Genomic DNA, 12,451 nt, shown 5'->3' with positions numbered 1-12,451 from the left:
CGGGGGACGGCGCCCCGACCACGACCCCATGCGTGACCGGGGGCGCCTCCATGTCAGAGGTCGTCGTCGTCATCGACGTGGTGCACGCCGCTTGTGTGCGAGTCGCTGTGTTGAGACACGATGAGTTGCTTGGCCCCGCCTGCCCCGCCGTCCTCCGAGAACGTGTAGTGCACGTCGAGGATGAAGCGGACGAATGGTCGGGGAGCTTCGCGCATCGGAGCGTTGGACAGGTGTACAAACTCATGCCGGTGTAGACGCCTAGGCAGCGTGAACTCCCCGAGCGCCTCCAGGTCAACGTGAACCATCGCGGGTTCATCCTCGAAGTAGTCGAGCCCGTCGGACAGGAACGCACGCCGGACGTGAACCCGCTGCACTACGACGGCAGCGCCGAGGCAGCGCACTCGTACCGACGCCAGGGTCCCCACCTTGGGGTCAGGATCGGTCCAAGCGATGAGGAGCCCGTCGAAGTCGACCTCCACCTGCGATTGCGCCACACGAGCAGCCTCAAGCGCGGCCACAGCAGACTTCTCAGCCGCCGTGGCAGACCGCTCAGCCGACTCCGTAGCGCGGTCGCTGCTCTTGGCTGCATCCGCTGCGGTGTCGGCCATCCGCTTCGTCGTGTGGGCGTACCACCCCGTTACACCGAGAAGGCCGAGCGTGGCGACAACCGTGATGACCTCCAGAACCATCTCCGGCCTGCGCCTTACCTACGCTCGTTCCCTCACTGCTCGCACGCAGTGCCGTCGCGGTCGCGGTCGAGGCTGCGGTAGTTCCGGTTGTAGACCGCGCGAGCTCGGGGTCCAGACGCGGGGCGAGCACCGCCTTCACGGACCTGCCGCTGGGCAGCCCGCGCGTTCTTGGCCACGCCGTTGCGCCAATCGCGGTTGAGCGCGGTGCAGTTGGAGTAGCTTCTGGCGCGCTCTGCGGCACCCCCGGCGCTGCCCGCCGAGGCGGGAGCGGTGGTGGCCAGCAGGCCACCTCCGACGAGTGCGACCGTGGCAGCCGCAGCGGTGATCCGTCGCATGGTTTGTCCCCATCCAGTCAGCGCGGGCCGTCGTCGTTTGGGTCCCGCAAGCAGCCGTCATCATGGGGTGCGACGGGCATGCCTGTACAGAGGGCCCCAGGAGCTATTCGGAAGGGGTCACTGCGGGTTGAGGGGCCTGGCCGGGGCCCATCGCCAATCCCCTACCGCCTGCTTCGGCGAAAGAAGCGATGTCTTATCGCGTTTGGGCGTCGGCGGACGCACGTAGGGTCCCTGCCATGCTGTCGGCGCTACTCCCTGGAGTCCGAGACTTCCGTACGCCTCTCGTGGTGGGTCTGCTCTGGGCTGCCGCCGCCTGGCTCACGATCGGTCCTCAGTTCAGCGCCAGTCTCCGTGCTGCCGATCTACTAGGCAGGTTTTCCGATCTTGGCCTGCCAGTGAACGTGGGATGGAGTGCTGCATTGCTTCTCACATACCTGATCGGCAGCCTCCTCGTTGTCCGCGAGTCACCAATTGAGTGGCTCCCGTACCGAAACCGGCTTACCTGGGCCACCCACTGGACGAATGTCGAATCGTGGCTGTCCAACATGTTTCTAACGCTGTCTGAGGACGGGCGCGTCCCGGTAATGCGAGGGTTTGGCACAATGACGGCGCAGACGAAGGGTTTCGCGGGCTTCTATGATCGCGACACGGTCAAAGGTGACGTCTGGGAACGACTTAACAGCGACTTTAGGAAAGCTGTCATGGATGAGCGACCCGAAGTCGAGGTAAGAATCCAGATGAAGTTCCCCGACCTCTACGCCGAACTTGATCGGCTTCGCGCTGAGGCCGAGTTTCGACTCTCGATCTTCTGGCCCCTGTGCGCAATGGCGGTGGTGCTGGCGACTCAGTGGTCTACAGTCGGCCTCGGGCTGATAGCGCTTGCGCTTGTCTTGTGGATCGATGGGTCTAGGCGTCGACGGGAGGTTGAAAGCAAACTCTGGGCGCCAGTCCTTTCCGGCGATATACAAAGCCCGATCCTAGAGGCCATGTCTGCGGCCTCGGACGGCCCGGTGGGGGACTTCTCCGATCGAACGAACCGATTGGCGAGCTTGAGTCGTTCCCTCAACACCGTCTAACAACCTACTGCGAACATGACTGGGCGCTCTGCCGGTCCGGACCTTCGCGTAGTAACTCTTGAACCTGCTCGACTGGTTAGCGCCAAGCCAACTTCACCGTGGCCGGATCGAACACACGCGCTCCCTGCTGGGCACGTCCGATCCGCACGGTGAGCAGTAGGTCCACAACAGCCCGGCGGCGCGTCAGCGGCAGCGCCTCCCACGCGGCTGCGACGTCGGGTGCGCCCACCAGGCCGGTTAGTAGTGGGGTGTCGTCCACGGTCCGCGCCCGGGCCAGCGCGTCGTCCACCTGCGGGCGCAACCGCGCGGTGATGCGCTCCAGCTGCCGAGCGGTGATCTTTCCGTCGGCGTAGTCGTCCGCTGCAGTGTCCAGGCGCTGCTCCAGTGCGCGAGCCTCGGCAGCCGCCTCCAGGTGGGCAAGGTCTCGCGGCGCCAGAAGGTCCACCGCGTCACGCTGCGACAGGCGGGCGACCACCACCGCGTTCACGTAAGCGTCGGCGTCACGGCGGTTACGGGTGACGTGAGACTTCTCGGCGCACTTGTACGACGGCACGTCTCGGTTCGTTGCGGCACGCATGGGGCCGTCGCAGACGTCGCACACTGCGATGCCAGAGAGCAGGTGCTTGGCCGCCGAACCGGTGGATGTACGCCGCACTGGGTCGGCCAGCACCGCGCACACTCGCTCCCACGTGCCGCGATCCAGGGTGGGCTCCCAGGCGCCTTCACCCAGCACCTCGCCCTGGTGCACCCGCAGTCCAGCGTTGCGGTCACGGGTGACCACAGCTCGCACCATCTGCTTCCCCCACGGGGTGCCGCGCCGCTTCTCGGCGGGCCTCTTGGCGTCGGCCGGCGACACCACTCCACGCTCGTTCAGCTCACGGGTAATGGCGTTAATGCTGTCGCCCCGCAGGATGCGGTCCGCGATGTCACGGATGACGTCGGCCTCAGCGGCGTTCAGCACGTCTCGCGACCGGCCCGTCGTGGCGTCGTAGGTGCGGTCCCAGCCGTAGGTGGCGCGCCCGTGCGACCGCCCCAGCTGGGCGTTCTGCTGCAGCGCCGCCATGACCCGCTCTCCCTTGACCTCGGACTCCATCGTGTCGAACTCGCCCAGCAGGCCCGCCATGCCGCGCCCGTACGCACTCGACATGTCCAGGCTGGGGCCCTTGGTAGCCACAACCGATACCCCGTGAGCGCGCAGCAGCTCGATCCCCTCCGCTCGCTCGCGACGGTTGCGCCACAGCCGCGACGTCTGGAACACCACCACGACGTCCACACGACCAGCTGTCACGTCGCGCATGAGGCGGGCGTACCCAGGCCGGGTGGCGCCACTGAACGCGCTTACGTCGTTGTCTACGTAGGGCTCGCCAGCGACCACCCAGCCCCGGTTGGCGATCGCATGGTGAGCAGCGTCCATCTGGCGGTCCACCCCAGCTTCATCGCCTCGCCGGTCCAGGCTGATGCGGGCGTACACAACAGCGCGAACGGTGTCTTGCGCGGTGGCGGTGGTGGTCATGGGTTCAGCGTACGCTCACCTACGCCTATTCGACTAGTTATGCATGCTCAACTGCCTCGCCGCGGCGATACCCGGCGGCGACCGTGTGATCAGCGCCGAGGAGGTCTTCGAGCTGCGCTTCCCACACCCCGACTGGGTGCAGATGCAGACCCGGCAGGCCGGGCTCGAGGGCACCGGGGAGATCCGGCTCCGCGAGCTCGTCAAGGAGGCCCTGCGCATGCGGCCGAGCCGCGTCATCGTCGGCGAGGTGCGGGCGGAGGAGTGCCTCGACCTGCTGCTCGCCCTGAACGCGGGCCTGCCGGGGATGTGCACGCTGCACGCGAACTCGGCACGCGAGGCGCTCGTGAAGATGTGCACCCTGCCGCTGCTGGCGGGCGAGAACATCTCGTCGCGGTTCGTCGTCCCCACCGTGGCGAGCTCCGTCGACCTCGTGGTCCACCTCGGCATCGACGGCAAGGGGGTGCGCCGCACCAACGAGATCGTCGCCGTGCCCGGTCGGGTCGAGAACGACGTCATCGAGACCGAGACGATCTTCGCCCGCTCCGGCGGCGAGCTCGAGCGGGTCGGCGGGATGCCGCCGCACCTCGACCGGTACGCCCGCGCCGGGATCGACGTCCACCGTCTGCTGGAGGCCGGCTGATGGGCGCGGTGGTCGGGCTCGGGGTCGGCCTCGGGCTGCTCCTGGTCTACTCCGCGCTCTTCCTGCCCCGCCGCGAGGCCAGGACAAGGAAGGGTCCCGGGAGGGTGCAGCAGCTGCTGGCGCGGGCGGGCCTCAGCCAGGTCACGCCGGGCAGCTTCGTCGCGCTCTGCGTGATCCTCGGCGGGGTCACCGGCGTGGTGATGCTCGCGGTCTCGCGGACGCCGCCGGTCGCGCTGGTCTTCGCGCTGCTCGCGGCGTACCTGCCGGTGGCGACGCTCCGCGGGCGCGCCCTGCGGCGGCAGCGGGAGTTCGCCGAGGTGTGGCCGGAGGCCGTCGACAACCTGGCCTCCGGCGTCCGCGCGGGCCTCTCGCTGCCCGACGCCCTCGCCGGCCTCGGGGTCCGGGGCCCGGAGCCGCTGCGGGACGCCTTCGACGCGTTCGCGCTCGACTACCAGATCTCGGGACGGTTCGGTGACTCGCTCGACCGGCTCAAGGAGCGGCTGGCCGACCCCGTCGGCGACCGGGTCGTCGAGGGGCTGCGCGTCGCCCGCGAGGTGGGCGGCGGAGAGCTCGGACGGCTGCTGCGCAACCTATCGGGCTACCTGCGCGACGACGCCCGCACCCGGGCGGAGATGGAGTCGCGGCAGTCCTGGACCGTGAACGGGGCGCGCCTCGCGGTCGCTGCCCCCTGGCTGGTGCTCCTCGTGCTGAGCTTCCAGACCGAGGTCGTGCAGCGCTACTCCTCGCCCGCCGGCGTCGTCGTCCTCGGCACCGGCGCGGCCCTGTGCGTGGTCGCCTACCGGCTGATGACGCGGTTGGGCCGGCTGCCGGTCGACCGCCGCATCCTCGCGGTCGGGGGTGCGGAGTGAACCTCGGGCTGTGGGGCGCCGGCATCGGGCTGGGCGTCGGCGTCGGGCTGCTGCTCGTGCTGGCCCGGCTCCGCGTGGTCGGGCGCCCGCAGCTCGCCACCCGGGTGCTGCCCTACGTCCGCGACCTCCCACAGGTCGGCCGGACGCCGGCGCTCCGCGTCGCCTCCGCCTCGCCGACGTCCGCGGCGGCCGGGGTCTTCGGTCCGGTCCTGCGTGGCGCCGCCGACGCCGTCGAGCGCGTGCTGGGCGGCGCCACGTCCGTACGACGGCGGCTCGAGCGGGCCGGGATCGACAAGACCGTCCACGACTTCCGCGTCGAGCAGGTGGTCTGGGACTGGTGTCGTTCAGCGTCTCGGCCGTGGTCGGCGTCCTGGCCACCCTGCGCGACCCGGGCAGCGCCGTCGGTACCCTGATCCTCTGCCTGGCCGCCCTCGCGTCGGGCGTGATCGCCCGCGACAACTGGCTCACCCAGCAGGTGAAGACCCGCGAGCGGCGGATCCTGGCCGAGTTCCCGACCATCGCCGAGCTGCTGGCCCTGTCGGTGGCCGCCGGCGAGGGGCCCGTGGCCGCGCTCGACCGCGTGTGCCGTCGCAGCGGCGGCGAGCTCTCCCGCGAGCTGGGCCGCGTGCTCGCCGCGGTGAGGACGGGGGAGCCGGTGGGCGCGGCGTTCGACCGCATGGCCGCGCAGAGCGGGCTGCCGCTCGTGGCGCGCTTCGCCGAGGGGATCGCCGTGGCGGTCGAACGGGGCACCCCGCTGGCCGACGTGCTGCACGCCCAGGCGGCCGACGTCCGGGAGGCGGGCCGGCGGGAGCTCATCGAGTCCGCTGCCCGCAAGGAGGTCCTGATGATGGTCCCGGTGGTCTTCCTCGTGATGCCGGTGACCGTGATGTTCGCGTTCTGGCCCGGAGTGGTCGGACTGAGCCTGACGACGCCCTGAGGCGTCACGGAAGAGGGGATGACAACCATGGGGAAGTGGACCGAGACCGCCGGAGCGGTCCTGCTGAGGGCGTGGGTCGTGACCTGGGCCGCGGTGGCCGCGCCGCGGACCCGCGACGAGCGCGGTGACGTTCCCGGGTGGGTGCTGATCACGGTCATGACCGCCACGATCGTCGGCGGGATCTGGGCGTTCCTGCGGCCCGAGCTGATGGGCATGCTCCGCTCGGCGCTGAACTCGGTGGGCGGCTGAGCCTCGTGCTCCGCCCCGCTCCGGACCGGCGGCGGGCCCGCGACGAGCGCGGGTCCGCGGTCGTCGACTTCGTGCTGGTGCTGATGATCCTGGTGCCACTGTTCCTGGGGATCCTGCAGCTCGCACTGGTGCTGCACGTCAGGAACACCCTCGCTGCCGCGGCGTCGGAGGGCGCTCGGTACGCCGCCACCCTCGACCGCGGTCCCGGCGACGGCGTCGCCAAGACCCGCGAGCAGGTCGACGATGCCGTCGCGGGCCGCTTCGCGCGCGACGTGTCCGCGCGACCCGCCTCGGTGGACGGCGCCCCGGGGATCCTCGTGACGGTGAAGGCCACCGTGCCGCCGCTCGGCCTGTTCGGCCCGGCCGTGCCGCTCGAGGTGACGGGCAGCGCGGTGGAGGAGACCCGATGAGGCTCGTCGTCCGACTCCGACGTCTCCGCCGGCGCCGTCGCGACGAGCGCGGCACCGCGATGATCGAGCTGGTGTGGCTCGGTCTCCTGCTGCTGATCCCGGTGGTCTACATCGTGCTGACGGCCTTCGAGGTGCAGCGCGGCGCCTTCGCCACCGCGGCCGCCGCCCGAGCAGCCGGCCGTGCGTACGCCCTGTCGGACAGCGACGCCCAGGGCCGCGCGCAGGCCGAGGCCGTGGCGCGGCGGGCGTTCCTCGACCAGGGCCTGGAGCGGACGCCGGACCTGCGGGTCAGCTGCGTGCCGCAGGACGTGTGCCTCTCGGGCGGGTCGGTGATCACCGTCGTCGTCGACACCCGCATCGACCTGCCGCTGCTGCCCGACGTCCTCGGCGGCAACCGGCCCAGCATCGCGGTGGACGCCACCCACAGCGTCCCGTACGGGCAGTACCAGGAGGTCCGGTGAGCCAGTGCAGGAGGCGCCGCGACGAGCGCGGACAGACCTCGATCCTCATCGTGGGCTTCGCGATCGCGCTGCTGATGGGGATGGCCGTGGTGGTGGATGCCTCCGCGGCCTACCTGCAGCGCCAGGGCCTGGACACCCTCGCCGACGGCGCCGCGCTGGCCGGCGCGGACGGCGGCACCCGGACCGACGACGTGTACGACGAGGGGCTCGGCGGTGAGCGCCTCGACCAGGGCGCCGCGAGCGCCCGCGCCGCGGTCGCGGACTACCTGCGGGCGGTGAGCGCGAGCCGGCGCTTCCCCGGCCTGACGCACACCGTGCGGGTCACCGGGGACACCGTCGAGGTCGACGTCCGCGCGCCCGTCGACCTGCCGTTCGAGATCCCCGGGGCGCCCTACCGGCCCACGGTGTCGGCCGGCGGCTCCGCCGTGATCACCGTGGACCGGGAGGAGTGAGGTCGGTGGGTCTGTTCACGCCGCGCGACCCGCAGGCGCTGCTCGTCGCGCTCGGTCGGGGCTCGCTGGAGGACTTCCTGGCGGTGTACCGCCGACGCTTCGTGGCTTACGAGACCAGCCTCGGGACCCTGCTCGAGCAGAGTCTCCGCAACTCCGACCTCGAGCACGGCCGCGTCCCGATCGCCCACCGTCTTCTCGACGACGGGGCGGACCCCCGCCGCGGCCATCCCCTCCACGTCCTGCTCGGCCAGAGGAAGCACGACGTCGAGCGTGAGCCCGCGCTGGTCCAACGGATGCTCGACCTGGGCGCCGACGTCAACGGGCCCTACCCCGGACGCGGTGCCCGCCCGCTGGAGACGCTGGCGTCGGTGTTCGCGATCCCGGAGCGTGAGCTGGTCCCGTACTACGACGTCCTGTTCGCCCGGGACGACCTCGACCTCCGGGCCGAGGGGGAGTTCGGGGTGCCGGTGGTCGAGGTGCTGCGCCGGTGGGTCGAGCACCGGCCCGAGCTGGTGCGCCGCGCCGAGGCCCACCTCGCGCGCGGAGCCCGCCGTCACCGGTGACCACGTCGGACGCGCGTGAGCTGCACGAAGCCACACAGTTCGACCTCCTGACGGTCGCGCCGGCCTGCCACGACGGGGTGCCGGGTCGGGAGCGCGCCCGAACTGTGTCCCCTCGTGCATCTCCCAGCCCCCGCACCGCCCGCCCTAGCCTGCTGCGATGAGCGTGCGCCTGTGCAACGTCGTCATCAACGCCCGCGACACCCGGGTCCTGGCGGACTTCTGGTGCGCCGCCCTCGGCTGGTCCGTGGTCGACGAGGAGGACGGCGTCCTCTCGCTCGCCGACCCCGAGCAGACCTGGCCCGTCCTCGACCTCGTGCCGGGCGCGGGGGAGAAGACGGGCCACAACCGCGTCCACCTCGACCTCCGCGCCGACGGCGGCAGCACCCAGTCCGCCGAGGTCGAGCGGCTGCTCGCCCTCGGCGCCCGGCGTGCCGACGTCGGCCAGGGCGACGACGTCTCCTGGGTGGTGCTCGCCGACCCGGAGGGCAATGAGTTCTGCGTCCTGAGCCGAACCGCGGACGAGGCCGCCGCCGACGGGTGAGACTCCCGGCATGACCCCCCGCCTGCGCCACCTCGGCGTCTCCCTGCTCCTCGCCGCCGGCCTCCTCGTCTCGGCGCCGTCGTCCGCCGTCTCGGCCCCGTCGAGCGCCGACGTGGGCAGCACCAACGCCTACTCGAGGACGGCCTTCACCCTCAGCAACCGGGCCCGCGCCGACCACGACCTGCCCACCCTGCGGGGCAACGCCTGCCTCCGGAAGGCCGCCCTGCGGCAGGCGAAGAAGATCCGCCGCGACCAGGAGCTGAGCCACCAGGACCTCGGGCGCATCCAGCGGGACTGCAGCGTGGGATACGTGGGGGAGAACGTCGCCTACGGCTACCCTACGGGCCGCAGCGTCGTCGAGGGGTGGATGAGCTCACCCGGCCACCGCGCCAACATCCTCGGGGAGAACTACACCCACCTGGGCGTCGCCGCGGTGAAGGACACCGAGGGCCGCTGGTGGGCCGTGCAGGTGTTCGGCTCGCGGTAGGCCGCGTCTCGCCGCGGTGTCCCGGTTGACCGCCCACGTCACCGCGGGGCCCGCGACACGCCGTCGGTACGGCGTGTCGCGACGGCGGCGACGTGCTGGCGGGTCCGGCTGCAACACGCCGCAACCCTGTCGCCCGCAGTACGGCGGTCCCTAGCGTCGAGCGGACCCGCACACCGGCGTGCGGGGTCACCCCAGGAGGACGCCATGACCACCGCCCACGTCACCGGAGCCGCCCGCGGCATCGGCCGCTCCATCGCCCTGCGCCTCGCCGCCGACGGCCACGACGTCGCCGTCTCCGACCTGCCCTCGATGTCCGAGGAGCTCGAGCGCACCCGCGCCGACGTCGAGGCCGCCGGCGTCCGCGGCGTCGCCCTCACCGGCGACGTGTCCGACCCGGACTCCGTCCGCGCGCTCGTCGCCGACACGGCCTCCGCGCTGGGCTCCCTCGACGTGATGGTGGCCAACGCCGGCATCGCCCAGACGAAGGCGCTGCTCGAGGTGACGCCGGAGGAGTACGACAAGGTCCACGCCGTCAACGGCCGCGGTGTCTTCCTCTGCTACACCGAGGCGGCGCGCCAGATGATCGCCCAGGGCGGCGGCGGCAAGATCATCGGCGCCGCGTCCATCGCCGCCCACAAGGGCTTCGCCCTGCTCGGCGTCTACTGCTCCTCGAAGTTCGCCGTCCGCTCGCTCACCCAGTCCGCCGCACAGGAGTGGGCCGAGCACGGCATCACCGTCAACGCCTACTGCCCCGGCATCGTCGACACCACGATGTGGGAGGAGATCGACCACGACCTCGGCGAGATCAACCACGTCGGCAAGGGCGAGTCGATGAAGGCCATGGCCGCCGGGATCACCCTCGGCCGGGTCTCGACCGGCGAGGACGTCGCCAAGCTCGTCTCGTTCCTCGCCGGCCCGGACTCCGACTACGTCACCGGGCAGTCGATCCTCGTCGACGGCGGGATGCTGTTCGTCTGACCCGCGTGCGGCGCCGGGGGGACCTGCGGCAGGCTGACGCCCATGGCAGAACCGGTCGACGACGCCTTCCTCGCCGCGGTGCGCGGCCTGACCCACGAGCGCGGGGCCGACCCCGCGGGCCTCGACGCCCTCGCCGGGCTGCGGCCCGAGCGCGTCTGGGAGCTGTTCGACGCCCAGGCCGGCAGCCGCCACCTCGACCTCGCCGCCAAGTGGCTGCGGGAGAAGGAGCGCGGCTACTACACGATCGGGTCCGCGGGCCACGAGGGCGACGTCGCCGTCGCGGCCGCGACCCGCCCCACCGACCCGGCGCTGCTGCACTACCGCTCCGGCGCGTTCTTCCTCGAGCGCTCCCGCCAGGCCGGGGTCACCACGGCCCTGCGCGACGTGCTGCTCGGCATGGTCGCCGGGCGGGAGGACCCGATCTCCGGCGGCCGGCACAAGGTGTGGGGGAGCGAGGCCGCGGCCGTCGTCCCGACCACCTCCACCATCGCCTCGCACCTGCCGCGCGCGCTCGGCCTCGCCGTGTCGATCGGCCGCGCCCGCCGGCTCGGCATCGAGCAGCCCCGGCCCGCCGACTCGATCGTCGTCTGCTCCTTCGGTGACGCCTCCGCCAACCACTCGACCGCGCTGGGCGCGATCAACGCCGCGCTGAACACGGCGTACCAGGGCCTGCCGGTGCCGCTCCTGCTGGTCTGCGAGGACAACGGGATCGGCATCAGCGTCCCGACCCCGGACGGCTGGATCCGCCACGCCTACGGCCGTCGCCCCGGGCTGGCCTACCTCGAGGCCGACGGCTCCGACCTGGCCACCGCCGTCGAGGTCAGCGAGCGCGCCGCCGAGCACGTCCGCCGCACCCGCACCCCGGCGTTCCTCCACCTGCGCACCGTGCGGCTCATGGGCCACGCCGGCGCGGACGTCGAGACGTCGTACCGCAGCAGGACGCAGATGCAGGACGAGGCCCGCCGCGACCCCCTGCTCGCCACCGCCCGGCTGCTCGTCACCAGCGGCCTCGCCACCGCCGACGAGGTCCTCGCCCGCTACGAGGCGAAGCGTGAGGAGGTCATGGGACTGGCGGAGGAGGTCGCCGACGCCCCCGGGATGAGGGACGCCGCCGAGGTCGCCGCCCCCCTCGCGACCGTCGACGCCGCCGCCGTCGCGCGCCGCGCCGCAGGGAAGGTCGCCGACGCCCGCAGCCCCGAGGACGGACGGCTGCTCACGCTCGCCCAGTCCATCAACCGGTCGCTGGCCGACATCCTCGCCCAGCACCCGGGCGCCCTGGTCTTCGGCGAGGACGTCGCCGCGAAGGGCGGCGTGTACGGCGTCACCCGCGGCCTGATGAAGCGCTTCGGGCGTGGCCGGGTCTTCGACACCCTCCTCGACGAGCAGTCGATCCTCGGTCTCGGCCTGGGCGCCGGCATCTCGGGGCTGCTGCCGATCCCGGAGATCCAGTACCTCGCCTACCTGCACAACGCCGAGGACCAGCTGCGCGGCGAGGCCGCGAGCCAGCGGTTCTTCTCCGCCGGCGCCTTCCGCAACCCGATGGTCGTCCGCGTGCCGGGCTACGGCTACCAGAAGGGCTTCGGCGGCCACTTCCACAACGACAACGCCGTCGGGGTCCTGCGCGACATCCCCGGCCTGGTCATCGCCTCCCCGTCGCGGCCCGACGACGCCGCCGCGATGCTGCGCACCTGCGCCGCCGCGGCCGACGTCGACGGCACCGTGTCGGTGTTCCTCGAGCCCATCGCGCTCTACCACACCCGCGACCTGCACGAGCCCGGCGACGAGGGCTGGCTGGCGCCGTACGCCGGGGAGCAGCGCTGGGCCGAGACCCACGTGCCGATCGGGTCCGCCCGCACCCACATCGTCGAGGGGAGCGAGGGCGCCGACCTGACGATCGTGACGTTCGGCAACGGCGTCCGGATGAGCCTGCGGGTCGCCAAGCAGCTCGAGGAGCAGGGCGTCGGTGTCCGGGTGCTCGACCTGCGCTGGCTCGCACCGCTGCCCGTCGAGGACCTGCTGCGCGAGGCCGCGGCGACCGGCCGGGTGCTGGTCGTCGACGAGACCCGTCGGACCGGCGGTGTCTCGGAGGGCGTCGTCACCGCCCTCGTGGACGGCGAGTTCGACGGTCGGCTCGCCCGGGTGGCCAGCGCGGACTCGTTCGTCCCGCTCGGCGACGCCGCGAACCTGGTGCTGGTCGGCGAGGACCAGATCCTCGCTGCGGCCACCGCGCTGCTCGACCGGTAGCCTCCAG

The 12,451-nt window shown here is 72.0% G+C and carries 17 protein-coding genes; 14 read left to right on the top strand and 3 right to left on the bottom strand.

Annotated elements, in window-relative coordinates:
* Positions 1 to 53: 53 nt before the first annotated feature.
* Positions 54 to 689 carry a hypothetical protein gene (locus Q0858_RS07030; RefSeq protein WP_299052140.1) on the bottom strand — a complete coding sequence of 212 codons (636 nt, stop codon included), beginning with the start codon at positions 687 to 689 and terminating at the stop codon, positions 54 to 56.
* Positions 690 to 721: 32 nt separating this feature from the next.
* Positions 722 to 1,024 (bottom strand): excalibur calcium-binding domain-containing protein, encoded by a 303-nt coding sequence (locus Q0858_RS21515; RefSeq protein ID WP_366915998.1) that lies wholly within the window; start codon positions 1,022 to 1,024, stop codon positions 722 to 724.
* 287 nt (positions 1,025 to 1,311) lie between these two features.
* Here Q0858_RS21515 and Q0858_RS07025 point away from each other — a divergent pair, with 287 nt between their 5' ends.
* The gene (locus Q0858_RS07025) at positions 1,312 to 2,100 is read left to right on the top strand and encodes a hypothetical protein (protein ID WP_299052139.1); all 789 of its coding nucleotides are present in this window, start codon (positions 1,312 to 1,314) and stop codon (positions 2,098 to 2,100) included.
* 76 nt (positions 2,101 to 2,176) lie between these two features.
* Here Q0858_RS07025 and Q0858_RS07020 read toward each other — a convergent pair whose 3' ends face one another.
* Positions 2,177 to 3,613, bottom strand: a complete 1,437-nt coding sequence (locus Q0858_RS07020; RefSeq protein ID WP_299052138.1) for a recombinase family protein — start codon at positions 3,611 to 3,613, stop codon at positions 2,177 to 2,179.
* A 43-nt stretch (positions 3,614 to 3,656) separates the two neighbouring features.
* Here Q0858_RS07020 and Q0858_RS07015 point away from each other — a divergent pair, with 43 nt between their 5' ends.
* The 13 genes from Q0858_RS07015 to Q0858_RS06955 all read left to right on the top strand — a co-directional run bounded on the left by Q0858_RS07015 (position 3,657) and on the right by Q0858_RS06955 (position 12,444).
* Entirely contained in the window at positions 3,657 to 4,253 is a 597-nt protein-coding gene (locus Q0858_RS07015; RefSeq protein WP_299052137.1) for a CpaF/VirB11 family protein, read from the top strand.
* On the top strand, positions 4,253 to 5,122 hold the full coding sequence (locus Q0858_RS07010; protein WP_299052136.1) for a type II secretion system F family protein: 870 nt from the start codon (positions 4,253 to 4,255) through the stop codon (positions 5,120 to 5,122). Before Q0858_RS07015 ends, Q0858_RS07010 begins: the two co-directional genes overlap by 1 nt.
* A complete protein-coding gene (locus Q0858_RS07005) occupies positions 5,119 to 5,535 on the top strand; it encodes a hypothetical protein (protein WP_299052135.1) in 417 nt (138 codons plus the stop codon). Before Q0858_RS07010 ends, Q0858_RS07005 begins: the two co-directional genes overlap by 4 nt.
* Positions 5,481 to 6,059 carry a type II secretion system F family protein gene (locus Q0858_RS07000; RefSeq protein ID WP_299052134.1) on the top strand — a complete coding sequence of 193 codons (579 nt, stop codon included), beginning with the start codon at positions 5,481 to 5,483 and terminating at the stop codon, positions 6,057 to 6,059. Before Q0858_RS07005 ends, Q0858_RS07000 begins: the two co-directional genes overlap by 55 nt.
* A gap of 27 nt (positions 6,060 to 6,086) precedes the next feature.
* Positions 6,087 to 6,308, top strand: coding sequence for a hypothetical protein (locus tag Q0858_RS06995; protein ID WP_299052981.1), 222 nt, complete (start codon positions 6,087 to 6,089; stop codon positions 6,306 to 6,308).
* A 5-nt stretch (positions 6,309 to 6,313) separates the two neighbouring features.
* The gene (locus tag Q0858_RS06990) at positions 6,314 to 6,718 is read left to right on the top strand and encodes a TadE/TadG family type IV pilus assembly protein (protein ID WP_299052133.1); all 405 of its coding nucleotides are present in this window, start codon (positions 6,314 to 6,316) and stop codon (positions 6,716 to 6,718) included.
* Positions 6,715 to 7,179, top strand: coding sequence for a hypothetical protein (locus tag Q0858_RS06985; RefSeq protein WP_299052132.1), 465 nt, complete (start codon positions 6,715 to 6,717; stop codon positions 7,177 to 7,179). Before Q0858_RS06990 ends, Q0858_RS06985 begins: the two co-directional genes overlap by 4 nt.
* Positions 7,176 to 7,631 carry a pilus assembly protein TadG-related protein gene (locus Q0858_RS06980; RefSeq protein ID WP_299052131.1) on the top strand — a complete coding sequence of 152 codons (456 nt, stop codon included), beginning with the start codon at positions 7,176 to 7,178 and terminating at the stop codon, positions 7,629 to 7,631. The genes Q0858_RS06985 and Q0858_RS06980 overlap by 4 nt, the downstream gene beginning before the upstream one ends.
* A 5-nt stretch (positions 7,632 to 7,636) precedes the next feature.
* A complete protein-coding gene (locus Q0858_RS06975; protein WP_299052130.1) occupies positions 7,637 to 8,194 on the top strand; it encodes a hypothetical protein in 558 nt (185 codons plus the stop codon).
* Positions 8,195 to 8,351: 157 nt separating this feature from the next.
* Entirely contained in the window at positions 8,352 to 8,735 is a 384-nt protein-coding gene (locus Q0858_RS06970) for a VOC family protein (RefSeq protein WP_299052129.1), read from the top strand.
* 10 nt (positions 8,736 to 8,745) lie between these two features.
* Positions 8,746 to 9,222, top strand: coding sequence for a CAP domain-containing protein (locus Q0858_RS06965; protein WP_299052128.1), 477 nt, complete (start codon positions 8,746 to 8,748; stop codon positions 9,220 to 9,222).
* A gap of 204 nt (positions 9,223 to 9,426) precedes the next feature.
* The gene (locus Q0858_RS06960) at positions 9,427 to 10,200 is read left to right on the top strand and encodes an acetoin reductase (protein WP_299052127.1); all 774 of its coding nucleotides are present in this window, start codon (positions 9,427 to 9,429) and stop codon (positions 10,198 to 10,200) included.
* Between the two features lie 42 nt (positions 10,201 to 10,242).
* Positions 10,243 to 12,444, top strand: coding sequence for a thiamine pyrophosphate-dependent enzyme (locus Q0858_RS06955; RefSeq protein ID WP_299052126.1), 2,202 nt, complete (start codon positions 10,243 to 10,245; stop codon positions 12,442 to 12,444).
* Positions 12,445 to 12,451: the final 7 nt, after the last annotated feature.

The organism is uncultured Nocardioides sp. (assembly GCF_947489365.1).
Classification (GTDB): domain Bacteria; phylum Actinomycetota; class Actinomycetes; order Propionibacteriales; family Nocardioidaceae; genus Nocardioides.
This window is presented reverse-complemented; position numbering and strand designations above follow the sequence as displayed.

Bases quoted from the DNA above. Each gene is read 5' to 3' on its own strand.
- Q0858_RS07030 (WP_299052140.1), bottom strand. From the start codon at position 689: ATGGTTCTGGAGGTCATCACGGTTGTCGCCACGCTCGGCCTTCTCGGT.
- Q0858_RS21515 (WP_366915998.1), bottom strand. From the start codon at position 1,024: ATGCGACGGATCACCGCTGCGGCTGCCACGGTCGCACTCGTCGGAGGT.
- Q0858_RS07020 (WP_299052138.1), bottom strand. From the start codon at position 3,613: ATGACCACCACCGCCACCGCGCAAGACACCGTTCGCGCTGTTGTGTAC.
- Q0858_RS07015 (WP_299052137.1), top strand. From the start codon at position 3,657: ATGCTCAACTGCCTCGCCGCGGCGATACCCGGCGGCGACCGTGTGATC.
- Q0858_RS07010 (WP_299052136.1), top strand. From the start codon at position 4,253: ATGGGCGCGGTGGTCGGGCTCGGGGTCGGCCTCGGGCTGCTCCTGGTC.
- Q0858_RS06995 (WP_299052981.1), top strand. From the start codon at position 6,087: ATGGGGAAGTGGACCGAGACCGCCGGAGCGGTCCTGCTGAGGGCGTGG.
- Q0858_RS06985 (WP_299052132.1), top strand. From the start codon at position 6,715: ATGAGGCTCGTCGTCCGACTCCGACGTCTCCGCCGGCGCCGTCGCGAC.
- Q0858_RS06970 (WP_299052129.1), top strand. From the start codon at position 8,352: ATGAGCGTGCGCCTGTGCAACGTCGTCATCAACGCCCGCGACACCCGG.
- Q0858_RS06965 (WP_299052128.1), top strand. From the start codon at position 8,746: ATGACCCCCCGCCTGCGCCACCTCGGCGTCTCCCTGCTCCTCGCCGCC.
- Q0858_RS06960 (WP_299052127.1), top strand. From the start codon at position 9,427: ATGACCACCGCCCACGTCACCGGAGCCGCCCGCGGCATCGGCCGCTCC.
- Q0858_RS06955 (WP_299052126.1), top strand. From the start codon at position 10,243: ATGGCAGAACCGGTCGACGACGCCTTCCTCGCCGCGGTGCGCGGCCTG.